Origin of the sequence: Paraburkholderia sp. RL17-383-BIF-A (assembly GCF_046028015.1) — a bacterium.
Lineage (GTDB): Bacteria > Pseudomonadota > Gammaproteobacteria > Burkholderiales > Burkholderiaceae > Paraburkholderia.
This window is the reverse complement of record NZ_JARESR010000024.1, coordinates 66,578-85,008: the sequence shown is the minus strand read 5'-3', so window position 1 is coordinate 85,008 and position 18,431 is coordinate 66,578. Positions and strand designations below refer to the sequence as shown.

Sequence of the window (18,431 nt, the reverse complement as noted above, 5' to 3'; positions counted from 1 at the left end):
CGTTCGATTCCTTTTAGAGCAAGTGAGTGGGTCGCGCGTTTAATCCCGCGAGCCGCGGTTCTTCAACTGGTCGAGCAGCACGGCGGCGAGCAGGATCGCGCCGCGCACGAGGTACTGATAGAACGCGTCGATGTTCATCAGGTTCATCACGTTCTCGACCGTACCCATGATCAGCACGCCGATCACGACGCCGGAAATCGTCGCGCGGCCGCCGAGCAGCGAGACGCCGCCCAGGACGCACGCCGAGATCACGTTCAGCTCGAAACCTTCCGCGGCATTCGGCTGACCGGACGTGATACGCGAGGCCAGAATCACACCGGCCAGCGCGGTCACCGCGCCCTGAATCAGGAAGATGTAGACGCGCGTGCGTTCCACGTTGATACCGGCCAGACGCGACGCTTCCGGATTGCCGCCGATGGCGAGCGTATTGCGGCCGTACACGGTCTGGTTGAGCATCACGCCGAACACGATGAAGCACAGCAGCGTGACCCAGATCGGCAGCGACACGCCGAAGAAGCTCAAGCCGCCGAGCGCGATGAACGTGTCCGACGACACGCCGACCGCCTGACCGTGCGAGACGATAAAGCCGAGACCGCGGACGATTTCCATCGTGGCGAGCGTCGTGATCAGCGCGTTGATGCGCAGATACGCGATCACCGCGCCGTTGACGAAACCGATTACGGCGCCCGCCGCCACCGCGGCGATGATCGCAATGAACGTGTTGCCGGTGGCGTTGAGCACCATCGCGCACAGCACGCCGGCGAACGCGACCGTCGAACCGACCGAGAGGTCGAAGTCGCGCGAGGCCAGACAGAACATCATCGTGCACGCGACCATGCCGATCTGCGAAATCGACAGCGCGAGGCCGAGCATGTTCTCGATCGAGAAGAAGTGATCGACGGTCAGCGACATCGTGACGAACATCACGACGAAGATCACGATCAGGCTGTACTCGGTGATCTGCTGCCACCATTTCGCCTTGTCGTTGGACTGCGGAATCAGCGCATCAGCGGCGCTCTTGGCGGCCTGTTGCGCGAGGTTTTCTCTGGCTTGCATGTTGAAGACTCCTCCCGTTCCCCACGGGTTGCCGGACTTTCGTCCGAATGATGTTCAGGCCGCCTGTTGGGCAGCAGTTTCGGGCAGCGCGGTCGAGCTTTGCGGCAGCGCGAGGCTCAACACCGATTGTTCCGTTGCATCCTTGCGCGCCAGTTCGCCGGAAATCCGGCCCTGGCGCATCACGACGATCCGGTCGGACACGCCGAGCACTTCCGGCAACTCCGACGAAATCATCACGATCGCGCAGCCGCGTTCGGCAAGCTGATAGATCACGTTGTAAATTTCGTGCTTCGCGCCGACGTCGATACCGCGGGTCGGCTCGTCGAGAATCACCACTTTCAGATCCGGCTCGGCCAACCAGCGCGACAGAATCGCCTTCTGTTGATTACCACCCGAGAGGAAGCGAATCTTTTGACGGCGGCTCGGCGTCTTGATCTTCAGGAGCTTGATGAAACGGTCCGCGGTTTCCGCTTCCTTCTTGCGATCGAGGAATATCCCCGCGCGCAGATAGTGACGGCGGCAACTGATGTTGATGTTCTCCGACACGGTCGCCATCGCGACGATGCCCTCTTCCTTGCGGTCTTCCGGACACAGCACGATGCCGTGCCGGATCGCTTCGCCCGCGCTGCGCACCTTGATCGGCTTGCCGTCGAGCACCAGCTCGCCGCCCTTCTTGTGATCGGCGCCGTACACCAGATGCATCAGTTCGCTGCGGCCCGCGCCCACCAGGCCGAAGAAGCCGACGATCTCGCCGCGCCGCACTTCGAAGCTGGCCGGTTGCGCAAGCGCGTGGCCTTCGATCGCTTTCGCCGCGAAGCGCACTTCGCCGAGCGGCCGCGCCGAATAGTTATAGATATCCGAAATTTCCCGCCCCACCATCTCGCTGACGATGGTGTCGCGCGACACGCCTTCGAGCGTCGGGTGCGACGCAATCTTGCGGCCGTCGCGGAAGATCGTGCAGGCGTCGCATAGCTCGTAGATCTCGTCCATGCGGTGCGAGATGTAGATCATCGCGCGATTGTCGGCGCGCAGGTCGCGCACGAGCTTGAACAGCACCTCGGTCTCGCGATGCGACAGCGAGCTGGTCGGCTCGTCCAGGGCGATCACGCGCGCGTTGCGCAGCAGCGCCTTGCAGATTTCCACCATCTGGCGTTGCGCGATCGAGAGCTTGCGCAGCTTCGCGTTCGGATCGAGCGCCACGCCCATCGCTTCGAGGCGTTCGCGCACGAAGCGTTTGGCTTCGCGCTTGTTGACCCAGCCGAGCGAGTTCGGCAACTGGCCAAGCAGCAGGTTTTCCGCGACCGTGAGATCGGGCACGTATTGCAGTTCCTGGTGAATCACCGCGATCCCCGCCGCGATCGACGACGCCGCGCTCGAGAAGCGCACCTCGTTGCCGTCGATCATCACGCGGCCCGAGTCGGGCTGATATTCACCGCCGAGAATCTTCAGCAGGGTCGATTTCCCTGCGCCGTTTTCGCCCATCAGGCCGTGCACCTGGCCGACGTTGACGTCGAAGGACACACCGTCGAGCGCGCGCACGCCTGGAAAGACCTTGCCGATATTGTCAAAACGTAGCGTCGCTGACACTTCGCCTCCTAATGCTTCGTGTGAACCGTCTGTCTTTACTACTCATCTTTTTTGCTGTTGCCGGCGCGCCGATCTTTGTAAGAAGGCGCGCCGGCAGTTCACTTCATTTCATCACCTACTGAGTCAACCAGCTCAATTCGCCGCGAGGCCCATCTTCTGGCGCACGTCGGCAACGTTGTCACGCGTGGCCAGCATGCCGCTGGTCAGCGTCAGTGCCGGCGGTGCCTTGCCTTGCGTGATCCAGTCGTACATCAGCGTGGAGGTTTCTTCGCCATGGCGCTTCGGGCTGATGATGACCGTGCCGTAGAAGCCCGTCGGCGACGGCTTCTTGAACTCGTTCAGCGCCGATTCCGATCCGCCGATGCCGATACCGATCATGTTGTCCGCCTTGAAGCCGCGGCCTTCCGCTGCGCGCACCGCGCCGAGCACACCTTCGTCGTTCAGCGCGTAGGCCACCCAGTGCTTGAAGTTCGGATTTTTCGTCAACGCGATGTTGGCGGCGTTGAACGCGTTTTCCGTGTCGGTCTTCGCTTGCGGCGCGGCGATGATGTTCGCCTTCGGGAAGCCGGCGGCAATCAGGGCGTCAGTCGCGCCGCTCGTGCGGTCATGCGCGGTCGGCAACTGTTCGTAGGTCACGTCGATTGCGCCCACGTCCTTCATGTCCCAGCCGCGCTTCTTGATTTCCGCCGCCAGGCCGTCGCCGACCTGCTTGCCGATGTTGTATGCCGAGATGCCCATATGCGGCACCGACGCGATCGGCTTGCCCGCGCCGTCGACCAGACGGTCGTCCACCGTCATCATCTTCAGGCCGTCGGCCTTCGCCTTCGCGACGATGCCCGGTCCGAGCTTGACGTCAGGCGTGCAGATCACGAAGCCTTGCGCCTTCTGCGCCGACAGGTTGTCGATTGCGCTCATCACCTTCTCGCCCGACGGCGCGCCGATCTTCACCAGCGTGAAGCCCTTCTCCTTGGCGGCGATTTCGGCGAACTTCCACTCGTCCTGGAACCACGGCTCTTCCGGCTGCTTCACGAGGAAGCCGATCTTCACCGGATCAGCGGCTTGCGCGACCGGTGCGTTGAAGAGCACACCCGTCGCCGCTGCTGCCAGCGTGAGGAAAATTCTACGTTTCATGATGCGTGTCTCCTGACTAATTGGTAACGAGAAGGTATCGGCCGCGTCTTCTTGTACCGGTTGTGACACACGCGGCCAGCGCGTCGTCCGGTGTACTTCTTGCGCCCCTGCGCAATCCGGGTCTTGCAAAAATCAGTCGTGATACAGCGCGGAGCGCCCACCATCCACGGTGATGCAGGTGGCGTTGATGAACGGCGCTTCGTCCGAGGCGAGAAACACCGCCGTCATCGCCACCTCTTCCGGGCGGCCGATGCGCTTCATCGGTTGCAGATCCAGCGTCGCCTGCTGCGCGGCGGCCGGATCGGCCTGTTGGTTCCACCAGTCGTGCGTCAATTGCGTTTCGATGTAACCCGGCGCGATTGCGTTGACCCGCACGTTGCGCGGCGCGTATTCGATGCCGAGCGCGCGGGTCAGGCCAATCACACCGTGCTTGGCCACCGGGTACGGAAAGCAGCCCGGAATGATCTTGAACGAATGCGTCGACGCGATATTCACGATGCTCCCCGCGCCGCGTTCGACCATGCCCGGCAGCACCGCGCGGCAACCGTTCCACACGCCGTCGAGATCGACGGCGAAGCAACGGCGCCAGTCGTCGTCCGTCATGGTCAACGGATCGCAGAACACGTTGATGCCGGCGTTGTTCACCAGCACGTCGACCGAGCCGAATGCGCGTTCGGCTTCGCTCACCGCGTGCTGAACCGAAGCCGCCTGCGTCACGTCCGTAGGCACCGCGAGCACGCGCGCGCCGGTTTGCGACTTGATATGCTCCGCCGTCTGCTGCGCGGTTTCGATGTCCAGTTCGGCCAGCACGACTGCCGCGCCCTCGCGCGCGAACGCATGCGCGATCGCCGCGCCGATGCCGCGACCGGCTCCGGTGACGAGAGCAACTTTGCCGGCGAGCCGCTTCATTTCTTCGCACCCGCGCGGGCAATGCGCAAACCGTTGATGAACGCCTTCGCGTGCGATGCGGTCACGGCCGCGCTCTGACCCGGCTTGTACAACGCCGAGCCGAGGCCGAAGCCGTTCGCGCCCGCGCTGAGAAACGGCCCCATGTTGTCGGGCGTGATACCGCCGACCGGCACCAGCGGCACTTCCGCCGCGATCACCGCGCGCCATGCCTTCACGACCTGGCAGCCGAGTTGTTCGGCGGGGAACATCTTCAGCACGTCCGCGCCGTTCTTCAGCGCGATGAACGCTTCCGTCGGCGTCGCGACGCCCGGCGCGCAGGCCATGCCTCGCGCTTTCGCGGCGCTGACCACTTCCGGATCGCTATGCGGCATCACGATCAGTTCGCCGCCCGCCGACTTCACGTCGTTGACGAAACTCGGATGCAGCACCGTGCCCGCGCCGACGATCGCATCCGCCGGCAACACCTTGCGGATCGCAGCGATGCTGTCGAACGGCTGCGGCGAATTCAGCGGCACTTCGACGATCCGGAAGCCGGCTTCGTAAAGCGCCTGGCCGTGCTCGGCGGCATCGGCGGGCGTCACGCCGCGCATGATCGCGATCAGCGGACAGGCCTCGAACGCCGCGATCAAACCCGCGTGCGGCATGTACGGAGCGGGCAGATTGATGTGAGGTTGCATGTCGGTTCCTTGTTTCGTGAGCGGCGGCGTTGCCGGTTAGCCGGCGCGTGCCGCGTGAGCGGCCGGATTGACCAGCCCTGCCTGTGAGGCGACGCGCCACAGGCCGCGCTCGGTGGCGTGCTTGACCAATTCCGCCTGAGTGCAGCCGAACTGCGCCAGCGCGAGGCGGTAGCGCTCGCACAGCGCTTCGTTGCCGATCAGGCGCAGGCTCTGCCCGGCGAGCGTGCTTTGCTGTTGCGTGAGCACCGCGTCGAGGCCGGCCAGTTCGTGCCCGATCAGCAATCCCGACAGATAGTCGGGCTGTTGTTCGCGCGAAAGTTGTCCGGTGAGGCCGAGCGTGCGCGAGCTGAATATGGTCGCGAGCACACCCGCCTGACCCTTTTCCCGCGCGATGTTCACGCCGTGCAGGAATGCGCCGGTGTCCGGCAGATCCGGCGTGAGCATCGTGCGGCCGAGGATCGTGTGCTCGCGCAATGCCGCGAACACTTCGCCGGTCATGAAGGTGTGAAAACGTTCGATCCGGCCCGCCTGCACCACCGCCCATTTCGCATGAGTGCCGGGCAAACCGATCAGTGCGCGCTTGCTGTCGGCGGGATGCGTGGCGTTCGTGGCGTTAGTCACGTTCGCTTCTTCGCCGAGCGCGCCAAAAATCTGCGTTTCTTCGCCGCGCATGACGTTGGGCAGTTCGCCGCGCTGCAGGACGCCCGGCACGATATGCAGCGTCACACCGCAGGCTGCCTCGACGCGGACGATGCCGGCCACCAGCGCATCGGCGCTCGCCGGCGTATCCACATAAGGCGCTTCCAGCCAGCCTTGCGCGCTGCCGACCATCCCTGCCGCGATCACCGGCACGCCGGGCGCGTCTGCGAGCCAGGCGCCGCAGACGTCCTCGAAAGCCGCGTCGAAGCCGCCCTGCTCCGCGCTGCGCGGCAGATTCATGATGCCCGCCGTCGATGCGCGCGTGGCCAGCACATTGCCGGACGCGTCATACAGATACGCGCGCAGCGAGGTCGTGCCCCAATCGAGCGCGATCAGCGCGGCGTGCGCGTGCGTGGTGTCGACTGCGCCTGCTGCGGCGTGGCTGGCTGCCGGGGTGGGAGAACCCGCTTGCTTCATCGCTTGATCCTGCGGGTTGCCGGTTGCGGGGCGCGCCAGCCGAGTTCTTCCGAGATGGCGCGCGCTTCGCGCTGCACGACCGGAATCAGTTCGTCCATGCGTTCGAGCGACATATACGGAATCGTGCTCGCCACCGAGAGCGCCGCCACCACCGCGCCCGACGCATCGCGCACCGGGGCCGCGACGCAGCGGATCGACGCCTCGTTTTCTTCGAGGTCGAAGGTGTAGCCGCCGGCGGCGTAGTTGGTCATGCGCTGCATGAAGGTCTGCGCGTCGGGACGGTTATCCGGCTTGAAGCTGACGCCGGCGAGCGCGCGACGCGATGCATCGAAAAGCGACTGCCAGACGTCCGGCGTGAGATCGAGCATCATGGCTTTACCGATTCCCGTCGACGCCAGCGGCATGCGGTGCCCGACGCGCGAGCGCATTTCGAGGCCCCGCGTGCCGGGGATCTTGTCGATGTACAGCACGTCGTCGCCATCGCGCACGCCGAGGTGGATCGTGTCGAGCGTCTGTTCCGCGAGCGATTCGAGATGCTGACGCGCGACCGCGGTGAGCGGCATCTGTTCGAGGGCGATCGTGCCGAGTTCGATCAGCTTCGGGCCGAGCAGGTAGCCGCCTTGCACCTGGCGGAGATAGCGGGCCTGCACGAGGCTGCTCACCAGCCGATGCGTCGTGCTGCGGGTCGTGCCGAGCGCGGCGCCGAAGGTGCGCAGGTCGCGCACGCCGGCCGCGGCTGCCTCCAGGATCGCCAGGCCGCGCAGGAGCGTTTGCGTGCCCGCTTGCTGTGGTGTGATGTCGAGCAGCGTGCTGGGTAAGGCGATTCCGTCGACCGGCGCCGGTTGGACAGCGGCGCTGGCGCGGGGCGCTTTCGTGGCCGGCGCGGGGCGCGGCGCGGCGCGGGTCGCTTGATCGGCGGATGACGCCAGATCGGCTTCGGGCGCGGACGCGGCGTGAGTGGGCATCGCTTTGTTCATGGCGATTCGCTTTTCGGTGGTTTTTTGCGCTTACAGCGCGGGGCCGGAGAGGGGGCCTTGGGTGCTCGCCGTGCGCGCCGTTCTGGCGATGCTTTGGGCGATGCTTTGGGCGATGCTTTGGGCGTCGTGATGCTGCCTTTTTGCCTTGGGCATGGTTGGCTTTGTCTCCGGTTTTTTTGCTGTCGCTTTCGCGCTGCGTGGCTTTTTTTGCCGTTGCTTTGTTGCGCTTTGCGTGTTGGTTCGGATTGTAGGGCGGTTTTTGGGAAACCTCCAATATGTGAGTGGTTGATCCATATAATGGGAAGGTTGGTGCCTTGGGTTTTTTGTGGCCGCTTTGGGTTTTTGGCCTTTCCTTGCTTTCTTAGTGGTCTATTGGCGTTGCCCCTGTGCGGGGCGGCACCTACTTTCTTTGCCGCGGCAAAGAAAGTAGGCAAAGAAAGCCGCTTTGAACCGCCAGCCCATAAGCGGGTCCCCCGCACAGTCACGGTAGTGGTGCATCTGGAATCGGTGTTCTCGCACATTCGGCGCAAGTGACAAGGCCGTCATACCTCCCGACTCGCGCTGCGCACTCGCCGGAACGGTCTGCCTTGAAGTGGATTTATCTGTGCGCCGGGGGGCCGTCGGCTTCGCCTCGGCGTGATGCCAATCATTGAAATGTCAGCGCCGGCGATCCAATCGCCAGCGGTCTGACACACCGTGCTGTCCCTTTGGGCGGTTACGCCCTGCCAAGCCTAGCCGCACCCTCGCGGACGCGATCGCGGACACGGCCGCGGAAGTTGATCGCCATGTGCGTGACGGCCAACAACACCATTTTTTGATGCATTCCCTCGGAAGTTACTTAGTGCGGTCGCCGCGATTCCGACGAAGTGCCTAGGAAATTTCGGAAATGATGGCGGCGCGCACCTTTTAGCTTGGGTAGGTGATCACTGTCGGCGCGACTTGTCTAAACTTGGTTTGCCATCGCGATTGCGATGGTTCAGGTTCGACAGCCTGATGCGTAGAGTAGAACCCGCGCGTCTGTATCGCAGGCGCGCGTTAGCTTAAGCACGCCTCCTTTCCATGGGCGGGCCTTGGCATGGAGACCTACGGGTCTGCCGGTTTGGTTCTACGCCGGTCTGTCGACCTGTCACTGTGCCCGCTCACCACCCTCCAAGCGCGTGACGGGCGATCCAGTCAAGTTTCAGGGAGATCGCGCCATGAGTAAATCCATCAAGAATTCTCGAGTCACGTCGCGCCCACCCGTTGACGCACTTCAATACGAAAAGCTCGCCCTATCCGCTTTCGGTTTAGTTGAAAGGCAACTAGACCAACTGGACAAACTGATCAAGCTTGCGGCCTCAATAGTTAGGAGTCCGGCAGTGACGCGAGATGAGAGACATAGTCAGCGGAAGTTGCTGGAACTGTTAATCGACACTGGGGAGGATTACCAGCGCGAAGTCGAAATCGACCGTGAGTTGTATCAGGTCATCGCGCTCGACGCGAAGGGCGTTGCTCAAAACCGCATCACAGCGCGACACGCAGCGGACCTTCTCTCGAAGGCTACGCAGACTGCATCAGAAAAGCGCGAACGCATTGGCGCCACGAGAACGCTGGAGAACGGACGGACCCGCTTCCGAACGATCGCGCGAGCAACTACCACGGCACATTGACGGCGCAATGCCCCACTACGACAGGCACCTGAAAAGCTAGAAGCACCGCGTCGCCAAAAGCTGAAGCATCGCGTCGCTACGTGACGAAGCCGCCACCTACGCGCCCTAATCGTCTAGAGGGCACTGCGACACTAACCCAAGCGCGAATCATGCGTCCACCATGAGCGCTCTGGTGAACACCAGTGCGGAGCCGCATCAAAAAAAAGAGGTGCACACTACGGCATTTCGCCGAGGCGAAGCCCACGGCCCCCACAGCGCACAAACGCAACCAATGTTTTTGAGCAGACCGTTCCGGCGAACGCGTAGCGTGAGGCGGAAGGCATGACGGCCATGTCACGAAGGCCGAGTGTGCGAGAACGCCGACTCCAGATGCACCACTATCGTGGCTGTGCGGGGGACCCGCTTATGGGCTGGCGGTTCAAAGCGGCTTTCTTTGCCTACTTTCTTTGCCGCGGCAAAGAAAGTAGGTGCCGCCCCGCACAGGGGCAACGCCAATAGACCACAAACAAATCAAGGAAAGGCCAAAAACCCAAAGAACAAAACCACAACCACGCCGCAAAGGCAAAAAAAAACTAATCGGGCAACTCCGCCGCCCCCATCCTGCGAGCAATAACCCGCGACCGCTGCGCAAGATAAGGCGACCCTCGATGCTCATCAAAATACTTAGGCTGCGGCAACATAACAGCCAACCGGGCCGACTGCGCAGCAGTCAACTTACTCGCTGAAGTCTTATAGTAATAACGAGCCGCGGCCTCAGCCCCATAAACCCCATTCCCCCACTCAACGGAGTTGAGATAAATCTCAAAGATCCGTTCCTTATCCATCAAGGCCTCAAGCATCCACGTAATGATGAGTTCCTGCCCCTTGCGGATATAACTCTTCTCCCGCGACAAAAACAGATTGCGCGCCAACTGCTGAGTAATGGTCGACCCACCGCGCACAATCTTGCCCTTGGCCTTATTCCGCTCCCAGGCCTGCAAGATAGCGTCCGTCTCATACCCATTGTTATTGACGAAATTCGCATCCTCGGAAGCGATGATCGCGCGTTTCAGATTGCGCGAAATCTGGTCATACGGCACCCACGTATGCTGCACGGAAAGATCCGGCCGATCCTGCGACAAGCGCCACGCGTCCGAACGCATAAACGCAGTGCTGCGTGGATTGACGTAATTCCAAACGGCGATCTGCGCGAAATAAAACGCCTGCGTCGCAATCCAAGCGATCGCCACCACCGTGCCCAGATAGACGATCCATCGCACCGGACCTGGCCGGCTCACGCGCCGCGTTGCTGTCATCGTGCTCCAGGTCCTCGTGTCATTGAATTCGGCAAGGTAAGACGCAGCGTTAGCGTGACGCGCAGTTAAGCGTGCGACGGCGCAGCCAACTGCGCACGCAATTCGGCCAGCACCGGCGCGCCGTCGGGCCGCACGCCGCGCCAAACGTAAAACGACTCGGCCGCCTGCTCGACCAGCATGCCGAGTCCATCGGCGCCGCGTGCACCCAGCTTCCGCGCGTGCTCCATGAATACCGTCGGATGCGCGCCGTACATCATGTCGTAGGCGAGCGTGCCGCTGCCGAACGCGCGGTCGTCGCACTCGGGCAACGACGCGTCCAGACTACCCGCCGTCGCATTGACGATCACGTCATACGCGCTCGCTTCGATCACCCGCGCGCTACCACCGCTCAGACGACACGAGGCGTCACTCGCGGCCTGCGCGAACTGGCCGACCAATGCTTCGGCCTTCTCCGCCGTACGATTGACGATGGTGAGCGTATGCGGCGCGCGCTCGAGCATCGGCAGAACCACGCCACGTGCGGCGCCGCCCGCGCCCAGCAACAGAATGCGCGCGCCCTTCAGCGACACGCCGAGATTCACCTCGATATCGCGCACGAGACCGAAGCCATCGGTGTTGTCGCCGAAAATACCGTTCGCGTCGACGCGCAACGTATTCACCGCGCCCGCAGCCGCCGCGCGCGGCGACAACGTGTCGGCCAACGCATGCGCTTCGAGCTTGAACGGCACGGTGACGTTCAGCCCGCGCCCGCCTGCCTCGATGAAGGCCCGCACATGCGGCACGAACGCATCCACCGGCGCGAGCAGACGGCCGTACTCGACCGGCTCGCCGGTCTGTTCGGCAAAACGTCCATGAATGAACGGCGATTTGCTATGGCCGACCGGATTGCCGATGACCGCATAACGGTCGAGTGAATCGTTGGCGCTCATCGTCCGGGCTCCGCAATCTGCTGTTGAGTGGCGGGATCGTTCGCGCCATCGCCATTGGCGGCGTCGCTCGGCGTGGCCGCCTCGTTGCCCTCGAGTTCGGCTTCGGCCTGAGCCTCGGCTTCGCCTTCGGCGCTCTCGTCGGCAGCGTCGATGATTTCCTCTTCGCTCTCGTCCGCTTCCTCAGCCTCGCTGCCGCTCGTCACGGTCGGCGCGTCGAGCACGTGCAGGAGACGCACGGACGCTTCGACGGTCAACTCGTCGATCGACATCACTTCCATCTGCAAGCGCGTGCCGCGCGCGTGCACGCCGAGACCCGGCACGTGCAGCAGCAACGGAATCTCTTCGAGACGCACCAGATCGCCCTTCACGACCGATGCCACCACCTGCTTCCTGTTTTCCTGCTTCAGCCAGCGCAGACACCAGAAGTACTCCATGCGGCGCTGATGATCGGCATACGCGGTGTAGGTATCGTCGAAACCTTGCACGACGGCGAACAGGTCGGCGTCTTTCGGCTTGAACGGTGCGGCCAATTTGGCGGTCACGCCGTGCTGCACACAGGCGATCAACTGCCACTGGTTCACCAGGTCGACATAACGGCGCAGCGGCGACGTGCTCCACGCGTACTGCGTGACGCCGAGGCCTTCATGCGGCGCGGCGTTGGTTTGCATGCGCGTGCGCTTCGGGCCGGTCGGGGCGCCGAACGCGCGCTGCGTGCGATAAATGCCCGGCACGCCGTGGTCGTGCAGGAACGCGCCCCACGACGAGTTGGCGAGAATCGCCAGCTCGGCGACTATCGTGTCGAGCGGCGAACCGCGCCGGCGCGGCGTGATCGTGATGTGCTCGCCTTCCACGTAGAAGTTGAAATCCGTATTGCGCTGCACTTCGCGACGCAAACCGTAACCGGCGCGCGCGGTCTGACGCTTTTCGAACAGCGCCTGCGCGAACGGCCACAGCACGGCGATGTCTTCCTTGTGCGGATAGTCGCCGGTGCCGGCGGCGAGCGCCTCTTCAGTCACCAGCTCGTCGAGCGTGTTGTGGCGCAGATTGTTCTTCACGAACACGCGCTCGGCGCGCGTTTCGCTCGCGACGATCTCCTGCGTCTCGCGATTGACGATCACATACAGCGAAAGCGCGGGGCGCAAGCCGCCTTCGGCCAGCGTGAACGCTTCGACGACGCTGTCGGGCAACATGGTGATCTTGTCGCCCGGCATGTACACGGTCGACAGGCGCGTGCGCGCGATCGCATCGACCTCGTCGCCGCGCTGAATACCGAGCGCCGGCGCGGCAATGTGCACGCCGATCCGCACACGGCCATCGGCCAGATGCTCGACGGAAAAGGCGTCGTCGATTTCGGTCGTGGTGATGTCGTCGATCGAGAACGCCTGCACGTTCGCTTCGGGCAGATCTTCGGGCAACGCGCCGACGGTGACCGGCGGGAAGCCGGTGCCATGCGGGAAAAACTCCGAGAGGAACTTCGCCTCGTGCAATGCGCGCGCCGACGGAATGGCGCCGCATTCGAGCATCAGGCGCGCTTGCGAAATGCCGCGCGCCGCCGCCGCGCCTTCGAGCGCCTTGTATTCGATCGTGTTCTTGTCGGGCTTGGTCAACAGCGCCAGCGCCTTGCTGCCGGTGAAGGCTTCCGGCAAACGGCCGGCCTTCAGCTCTTCCTCATAGCCGGCCTGCACCAGCGCCTGCTGACGCTTGCGCTCGAGTCCGGCAAGCGCCATCTTCAGTTGTTCTTGCGGCGCGCGCTGATACATGCCGCGGCCCTTGCGGCGGAAGTACACCGGCGAGCCGTGCATGCGCAACACCAGCGCGGCGCGCTCGATCGAGCCGAAGCGCTCGCCGAAATACTCGGCGCCGAGCGTGGCGAACGGGAATTCGTCGTCAGGCGCGCATTCCCACAGGAAATCCAGGTCGATCTCCTGCGCGGCGGCGTCGGCCTGTTGCATCAACTCGGCCGCAGTCGGCTTTTCGAATTCGATCAGCACGTCTTTCGCGCGCACCTTGGCGCGGCGTCCGCCCGGCAGTTCGACCTGAAACGCATCGCCCTGGCGCGACAGCACGCTGCCCGCCTTGAAACTGCCCGATTCCTCGAAGAAAACGTTCACTCAATACTCTCGTTCTGACTTGCATCTGCCGGCGCGCCCGATCTTGCTCTGCGATTGGTCACTGCATGCGCGGCACGGCAACGTGTTCGTGGTAGTGGATCCGCGACGCGTTACACGCGCGCCGGCGGCATGAATCTGATCAGCAGCCAATGTCTCGCTGCTGGAAAGCCCGGCCTGGCCGACCCTACGCTGCTTCGCGCGGGGCGGGCGGTTCGACGTCTTCCGCGTCGCAAAAGGCCAGCACCTCGTCGACGTATTGCGCGAACTCGCTGATCGCGTGGTCGCTCCCTTCGATCAGCGTAGTGCGTGCGCCGGGATAGTGCGCGAGCATTTCGCGGTAGTCGAGCACTTCGTCGCCGGTCGCGGCCATCAAATAATAGCGATCGGGCCGCGTGATCGACGCGACGCCGAGCGCGCGCAATTCATCCAGATGATGCGGCTCGACGACGATGCTGCCGCCGCCGTGCCACAACGGCTGCTCGCCGAGATAGGCGCTCAGGTCGCGCTGCGGCACGACTGCCGGGTTGAGCAGCACCGCCGGCCAGCCATGCTTCTCCGCCAGATAAGTGGCGAAATAGCCGCCGAGCGAACTGCCGATCAGCGTGACGTTTTTCGGCTTGGCTTCGGCCACCAGCGACTCGGCGAGCGCCACCGTCTCGAACGGCGAGACCGGCAGCATCGGACAGCACCATTCGTCGCTGCGGCCGAGTTCGACGAGCCGCGCCGCCAGCACGCGCGCCTTGAACGAATTGGGTGACGAGCGGAAACCGTGCAGATAGAGGATCACGAAGTGCCTCGCGCGGAAAGAGCGTCGAGCAGCTTCTGGTGCACGCCGCCGAAGCCGCCGTTGCTCATCACCAGAATCTGATCGCCGGGGCGCGCGGCGTGGACTACCGCTTTGACCAGCGCGTCGAGATTGTCGAAAGCCTGCGCTTTGCCGCCGAGCGGCGCGAGCGCCTCGCCGAGATTCCAGCCGAGCGCGTCGCGGCCGGTCGGCGCGCCGTAGCCGAACACGAGATCGGCGTCGGCGAGGCTGGCCGGCAATTGCGCTTTCATCACGCCGAGCTTCATGGTGTTGGAGCGCGGCTCCAGCACGGCGAGAATGCGCGTGTTCTCGCGCCCTACGCGGGCGCGCAGCCCCGCGACGGTCGTGTCGATGGCAGTGGGATGGTGCGCGAAATCGTCATAGACCGTCACGCCGTCCACGCTGCCGCGCACTTCCATGCGGCGCTTGACGTTGCGAAAGCTCGCCAGCGACCTGGCCGCCTGCGCCGGCGGCACGCCGACGTGGCGCGCGGCGGCGATCGCGGCCAGCGCGTTCATGCGGTTGTGCTCGCCTTGCACCTGCCACTCGACCACGCCGACGCGCTCACTGTTGTGATAGACGGCGAAACGCTCGTCGACCGGCACGCCGTCTTCCGCGGGCAAGGTTTCCCAGCCGCCCTGCACACCAAAACGCTCCACTTCGCTCCAGCAGCCGCGCGTCAGCACGCGCTCCAGCGCGTCTTCACGGCCGTTCGTCACGATGCGGCCAATGCCCGGCACGGTGCGGATCAGATGATGGAACTGCGTTTCGATCGCGGCCAGATCGGGGAAAATGTCCGCGTGATCGAATTCGAGGTTGTTCAGCACGGCGGTTTTGGGCCGGTAGTGGACGAACTTCGAGCGCTTGTCGAAAAAGGCCGTGTCGTACTCGTCGGCTTCGATCACGAAGAAGCTCGAATCGGTCAGCCGGGCCGACACGCCGAAATTCAGCGGCACGCCGCCAATCAGAAAGCCCGGATTGAGGCCAGCGTCTTCGAGCAGCCAGGTCAGCATGGAGCTGGTGGTCGTCTTGCCGTGCGTGCCGGCCACCGCCAGCACCCATTTGCCGTTCAGCACGTGCTCGCCGAGCCATTGCGGGCCGGAAGTGTACGGCAGACCGCGGTCGAGAATGGCTTCCATCAGCGGGTTGCCGCGTGAGACGACGTTGCCGATCACGAACAGGTCGGCATTCAGACCGTTCAACTGGTCCGCGTCATAACCTTCGATCAGACGAATACCCTGTGCCTCGAGCTGGGTGCTCATGGGCGGATAGACGCCGGCGTCGCAACCCGTCACGGTGTGGCCCGCGCCGCGCGCGAGGACCGCGAGACCGCCCATGAACGTGCCGCAGATACCGAGGATGTGGATGTGCATAAGCCTGTCGTGCCGCGCGGGCGTTTTTTCTGGAACGACCCCCTAAACCTGCCGCTTCGCGCCAGGCCCCCAGAGGGGCAAGAAAACTTGGGGCGGGCCGGCGTTTTCCTGAGAGGGATGGGAGCGCAGAAGAGCGGCCGAATCGACCGTCTGCAAAGGACGCTATTGTAACCGACGCCTCCCGATCGCCCTATGAACGCTTGCCCGTACTTCCCGTGCCCGGCCGCGCGGTGCGACCCGCCAGGAAAGGCTGTCATCAATCTCTAGTATGATCGGGGGATGGTTCGCAAATCACATTTCGATCCGCAGCGCGTGCGCGAGGAAATCGCCATCGCGGCTGCGCGCATGATCGCCGAAGACGGTCTGGACTACGCCACGGCGAAGCGCAAAGCGGCCCGGCAGGTGGTCGGCGAGAGCCGTGTTGCCGGCGAATGGCTGCCGGATAACGACCAGATTGAAGAAGAAATCCGGGAATATCAGTCGCTGTTCCAGGGCGACAGCCAGCCTGCTCTATTGCGGCGCCTGCGCCGTATCGCGGTCGACTGGATGGAGCGGCTCGCGCCGTTCAACCCCTATCTGACCGGCGCGGTGCTCGGCGGCACAGCCGGCGAACACTCGGACATTCACCTGCAGGTTTTCTGCGACAACCCGAAAGAAGTCGCGATCTACTTCCTGAACGCGAACATCCAGTACGACGTTTCGGAAACGCGGCATTTCGCCGGCCGCGGCTATGTCGAGACGCTCAGCTTCCTGTGGCGCCCCACCAATGAAGGGCGCGAGGCGGAACCGGTCGGCGTGCACGTCGCGCTCTACGAAACGAACGACCTGCGCGGCGCGGTACGGGCCGACGCGCGCGGCCGTACCGCGCGCGCGAATCTGCAAGCCGTACAGACGCTGCTCGACGGCAGCGACGTCGCCCCATCAACTAACTAGACTGACAAGATGAACACGAGACGGATTCTGGCGGGCGCGCTTGTCGCGATCGTCGCCGCGGGCGGCGGTGTGCTGGCGAGCCACTGGCTGAACGGCGGCAACACCGAAGTCGCGCCCAATGCACAGCCGGCTTCCGGCGAAAGCGCTGTCGCCCAACTGTGGAGCGCTCCGGTGACCACCGTGGACGGCAAGCCGCAAACCTTAAGTTCGCTTAAAGGACACCCAATCGTCGTCAACTTCTGGGCCTCGTGGTGCGGGCCTTGCGTCGAAGAAATGCCGGCGTTGTCCCAGCTTCAGCGCGACTACGCAGGAAAAGGCATCCAGTTCGTCGGACTTGGCGTCGATTCGGACAAAAACGTTCAGGCGTTCCTGCAGAAAGTGAAAGTGGCCTACCCGGTGTATGTCACGGGCTTCGGCGGGGCCGACCTCGCGCGGGCCTTCGGTAATACGGCGGGCGGCCTGCCCTTTACCGTCGTAATCGACGCAAAAGGTGAGATTCGCTCGACAAAATTAGGACAAATCGATCCGCAAGCGCTGAAAAAGACCCTCGACGCGCTTTAAATTTCACATTCTTTTGACACTCAAATACTCGCAGAACGCGCAAAAATGCGCGCAAATCGCTCGGATTTGAGAGAAGATGGGCGCCCGGCGCGGCGGCAAAATGCCGCCGTAATCTAACCGTACGTTCGGGAAACTAGACAAGTTTCTCTAATCAGCGCTAAAGTGCGCCCAATTCCACGGAAAAAGAAGCGACCATGACGCGACTGCTGGTACTGCACGGACCCAACCTCAACCTTCTCGGCACCCGGGAACCCGAGGTCTACGGTCGCGTGACCTTGCCGCAGATCGATCAGGCGCTGGCGGACCGCGCAGCGGACGCCGGCGTCGAACTCGCGTCGTTCCAGAGCAACCATGAAGGCGCTCTGGTGGACCGCATCCAATCCGCCCGGACTGAACAGACCGATTTCATATTGATCAATCCCGCCGCGTACACGCACACGAGCGTGGCGATTCGGGACGCACTGGCGGGGGTCGGCATCCCGTTCGTCGAGATTCATCTGTCGAACGTGCATCGTCGCGAACCGTTCCGGCATCACTCGTATTTTTCCGACCAGGCGGAGGGCGTCATTTGCGGCCTCGGCTGGAAGGGTTATCTGTACGCGCTCGAATTCGCGCTCGACCGGCTCGCCGCCGGCTCGTCGCGCGGCTGATTCCAAACACGTCTAATTTGCGCCGGCTGCGTATGCGCCGGCACTTTTCGCATTGAAAGGGGCTTCCTGATGGATCTACGTAAACTGAAAACTCTGATCGACCTCGTCTCGGAGTCCGGTATTTCCGAACTCGAAGTGACCGAGGGCGAAGGCAAGGTTCGCATCGTCAAGAATGCGCCGCCGGTTTACGTGCAACCGTCCGCCTCGTATGCGCCGCAATACGCGCAACCGGCGCCGGCCATCGGCGGTGAAGCGCCGGCCGCTGCCGCAGCTGCGCCGGCCACGCCGGCCGCCGCCGCGCCGCAAGGCCACGTGGTGACCTCGCCGATGGTCGGCACGTTCTACCGCGCGCCGTCGCCGGGCGCCGACCCGTTCGTCCAGGTGGGCGACACGGTCAAGGAAGGCCAGACGATCTGCATCATCGAAGCGATGAAGCTGCTGAACGAAATCGAGTCGGACAAGTCCGGCGTGGTGAAGGAAATCCTCGTCGAAAACGGCCAGGCGGTCGAGTACGGCCAACCGCTGTTCGTGGTCGGCTGACGCGGCACGCTTAGCGCTTCTTTTTTGCGCATGCCGCCCGCGCGCCCGCAGTCCCCAAGGCGCGCGACCGATCCTCTGAGGCAGCCGGCGTTGTGATCAACCCGGCGCCCATTGATGAGTCGAAAACCCGCT

General features: G+C 63.5%; 17 protein-coding genes. 5 read left to right on the top strand and 12 right to left on the bottom strand.

Features of this window, described 5'->3' with window-relative positions:
• Window positions 1-39: 39 nt before the first annotated feature.
• From araH to P0D71_RS24635, 7 genes are all read right to left on the bottom strand, one after another.
• Window positions 40-1,056 carry an L-arabinose ABC transporter permease AraH gene (gene araH, locus P0D71_RS24665; protein ID WP_091799061.1) on the bottom strand — a complete coding sequence of 339 codons (1,017 nt, stop codon included), beginning with the start codon at window positions 1,054-1,056 and terminating at the stop codon, window positions 40-42.
• A 54-nt stretch (window positions 1,057-1,110) separates the two neighbouring features.
• On the bottom strand, window positions 1,111-2,643 hold the full coding sequence (gene araG / locus P0D71_RS24660; protein WP_091799058.1) for an L-arabinose ABC transporter ATP-binding protein AraG: 1,533 nt from the start codon (window positions 2,641-2,643) through the stop codon (window positions 1,111-1,113).
• Between the two features lie 132 nt (window positions 2,644-2,775).
• A complete protein-coding gene (locus P0D71_RS24655; RefSeq protein WP_091799055.1) occupies window positions 2,776-3,774 on the bottom strand; it encodes an arabinose ABC transporter substrate-binding protein in 999 nt (332 codons plus the stop codon).
• Window positions 3,775-3,906: 132 nt separating this feature from the next.
• Window positions 3,907-4,683: an SDR family oxidoreductase gene (locus P0D71_RS24650; RefSeq protein ID WP_408482564.1), complete on the bottom strand. Its 777-nt coding sequence runs from the start codon at window positions 4,681-4,683 to the stop codon at window positions 3,907-3,909.
• Window positions 4,680-5,360: a 2-dehydro-3-deoxy-6-phosphogalactonate aldolase gene (locus P0D71_RS24645; RefSeq protein ID WP_091799049.1), complete on the bottom strand. Its 681-nt coding sequence runs from the start codon at window positions 5,358-5,360 to the stop codon at window positions 4,680-4,682. Before P0D71_RS24645 ends, P0D71_RS24650 begins: the two co-directional genes overlap by 4 nt.
• 36 nt (window positions 5,361-5,396) lie before the next feature.
• On the bottom strand, window positions 5,397-6,476 hold the full coding sequence (locus P0D71_RS24640; RefSeq protein WP_408352197.1) for a 2-dehydro-3-deoxygalactonokinase: 1,080 nt from the start codon (window positions 6,474-6,476) through the stop codon (window positions 5,397-5,399).
• Window positions 6,473-7,453: an IclR family transcriptional regulator gene (locus P0D71_RS24635; RefSeq protein WP_408482562.1), complete on the bottom strand. Its 981-nt coding sequence runs from the start codon at window positions 7,451-7,453 to the stop codon at window positions 6,473-6,475. The genes P0D71_RS24640 and P0D71_RS24635 overlap by 4 nt, the downstream gene beginning before the upstream one ends.
• Window positions 7,454-8,649: 1,196 nt before the next feature.
• On the opposite strand from P0D71_RS24635, the gene P0D71_RS24630 reads away from it, so the two are divergent.
• Entirely contained in the window at window positions 8,650-9,102 is a 453-nt protein-coding gene (locus P0D71_RS24630; RefSeq protein WP_408482560.1) for a hypothetical protein, read from the top strand.
• A 572-nt stretch (window positions 9,103-9,674) separates the two neighbouring features.
• On the opposite strand, the gene mtgA is transcribed toward P0D71_RS24630, so the two are convergent.
• The 5 genes from mtgA to mpl form a co-directional block, all read right to left on the bottom strand.
• The gene (gene mtgA / locus P0D71_RS24625) at window positions 9,675-10,397 is read right to left on the bottom strand and encodes a monofunctional biosynthetic peptidoglycan transglycosylase (RefSeq protein ID WP_408482559.1); all 723 of its coding nucleotides are present in this window, start codon (window positions 10,395-10,397) and stop codon (window positions 9,675-9,677) included.
• 65 nt (window positions 10,398-10,462) lie between these two features.
• Window positions 10,463-11,326 (bottom strand): shikimate dehydrogenase, encoded by an 864-nt coding sequence (gene aroE / locus P0D71_RS24620; protein WP_091799036.1) that lies wholly within the window; start codon window positions 11,324-11,326, stop codon window positions 10,463-10,465.
• The gene (locus P0D71_RS24615) at window positions 11,323-13,437 is read right to left on the bottom strand and encodes a ribonuclease catalytic domain-containing protein (protein ID WP_408482558.1); all 2,115 of its coding nucleotides are present in this window, start codon (window positions 13,435-13,437) and stop codon (window positions 11,323-11,325) included. The genes aroE and P0D71_RS24615 overlap by 4 nt, the downstream gene beginning before the upstream one ends.
• Window positions 13,438-13,621: 184 nt before the next feature.
• Window positions 13,622-14,224, bottom strand: a complete 603-nt coding sequence (locus P0D71_RS24610) for a YqiA/YcfP family alpha/beta fold hydrolase (protein ID WP_091799030.1) — start codon at window positions 14,222-14,224, stop codon at window positions 13,622-13,624.
• Window positions 14,221-15,615, bottom strand: coding sequence for a UDP-N-acetylmuramate:L-alanyl-gamma-D-glutamyl-meso-diaminopimelate ligase (gene mpl / locus P0D71_RS24605; protein ID WP_408186840.1), 1,395 nt, complete (start codon window positions 15,613-15,615; stop codon window positions 14,221-14,223). The genes P0D71_RS24610 and mpl overlap by 4 nt, the downstream gene beginning before the upstream one ends.
• A 279-nt stretch (window positions 15,616-15,894) precedes the next feature.
• Here mpl and P0D71_RS24600 point away from each other — a divergent pair, with 279 nt between their 5' ends.
• The 4 genes from P0D71_RS24600 to accB all read left to right on the top strand — a co-directional run bounded on the left by P0D71_RS24600 (window position 15,895) and on the right by accB (window position 18,299).
• Window positions 15,895-16,548 (top strand): UDP-N-acetylmuramate--alanine ligase, encoded by a 654-nt coding sequence (locus P0D71_RS24600; RefSeq protein WP_408482557.1) that lies wholly within the window; start codon window positions 15,895-15,897, stop codon window positions 16,546-16,548.
• Window positions 16,549-16,557: 9 nt separating this feature from the next.
• Entirely contained in the window at window positions 16,558-17,109 is a 552-nt protein-coding gene (locus tag P0D71_RS24595) for a TlpA family protein disulfide reductase (protein ID WP_091799020.1), read from the top strand.
• A 194-nt stretch (window positions 17,110-17,303) separates the two neighbouring features.
• Window positions 17,304-17,759: a type II 3-dehydroquinate dehydratase gene (aroQ, locus tag P0D71_RS24590; RefSeq protein WP_091799017.1), complete on the top strand. Its 456-nt coding sequence runs from the start codon at window positions 17,304-17,306 to the stop codon at window positions 17,757-17,759.
• A 69-nt stretch (window positions 17,760-17,828) separates the two neighbouring features.
• Window positions 17,829-18,299, top strand: coding sequence for an acetyl-CoA carboxylase biotin carboxyl carrier protein (gene accB, locus P0D71_RS24585; RefSeq protein WP_012434379.1), 471 nt, complete (start codon window positions 17,829-17,831; stop codon window positions 18,297-18,299).
• Window positions 18,300-18,431 lie beyond the last annotated feature (132 nt).

Bases quoted from the DNA above. Each gene is read 5' to 3' on its own strand.
- P0D71_RS24630 (WP_408482560.1), top strand. From the start codon at position 8,650: ATGAGTAAATCCATCAAGAATTCTCGAGTCACGTCGCGCCCACCCGTT.
- araH (WP_091799061.1), bottom strand. From the start codon at position 1,056: ATGCAAGCCAGAGAAAACCTCGCGCAACAGGCCGCCAAGAGCGCCGCT.
- mtgA (WP_408482559.1), bottom strand. From the start codon at position 10,397: ATGACAGCAACGCGGCGCGTGAGCCGGCCAGGTCCGGTGCGATGGATC.
- aroQ (WP_091799017.1), top strand. From the start codon at position 17,304: ATGACGCGACTGCTGGTACTGCACGGACCCAACCTCAACCTTCTCGGC.
- P0D71_RS24595 (WP_091799020.1), top strand. From the start codon at position 16,558: ATGAACACGAGACGGATTCTGGCGGGCGCGCTTGTCGCGATCGTCGCC.
- accB (WP_012434379.1), top strand. From the start codon at position 17,829: ATGGATCTACGTAAACTGAAAACTCTGATCGACCTCGTCTCGGAGTCC.
- P0D71_RS24600 (WP_408482557.1), top strand. From the start codon at position 15,895: ATGGTTCGCAAATCACATTTCGATCCGCAGCGCGTGCGCGAGGAAATC.
- P0D71_RS24650 (WP_408482564.1), bottom strand. From the start codon at position 4,683: ATGAAGCGGCTCGCCGGCAAAGTTGCTCTCGTCACCGGAGCCGGTCGC.
- mpl (WP_408186840.1), bottom strand. From the start codon at position 15,615: ATGCACATCCACATCCTCGGTATCTGCGGCACGTTCATGGGCGGTCTC.
- P0D71_RS24645 (WP_091799049.1), bottom strand. From the start codon at position 5,360: ATGCAACCTCACATCAATCTGCCCGCTCCGTACATGCCGCACGCGGGT.
- P0D71_RS24655 (WP_091799055.1), bottom strand. From the start codon at position 3,774: ATGAAACGTAGAATTTTCCTCACGCTGGCAGCAGCGGCGACGGGTGTG.
- P0D71_RS24640 (WP_408352197.1), bottom strand. From the start codon at position 6,476: ATGAAGCAAGCGGGTTCTCCCACCCCGGCAGCCAGCCACGCCGCAGCA.
- P0D71_RS24635 (WP_408482562.1), bottom strand. From the start codon at position 7,453: ATGAACAAAGCGATGCCCACTCACGCCGCGTCCGCGCCCGAAGCCGAT.
- aroE (WP_091799036.1), bottom strand. From the start codon at position 11,326: ATGAGCGCCAACGATTCACTCGACCGTTATGCGGTCATCGGCAATCCG.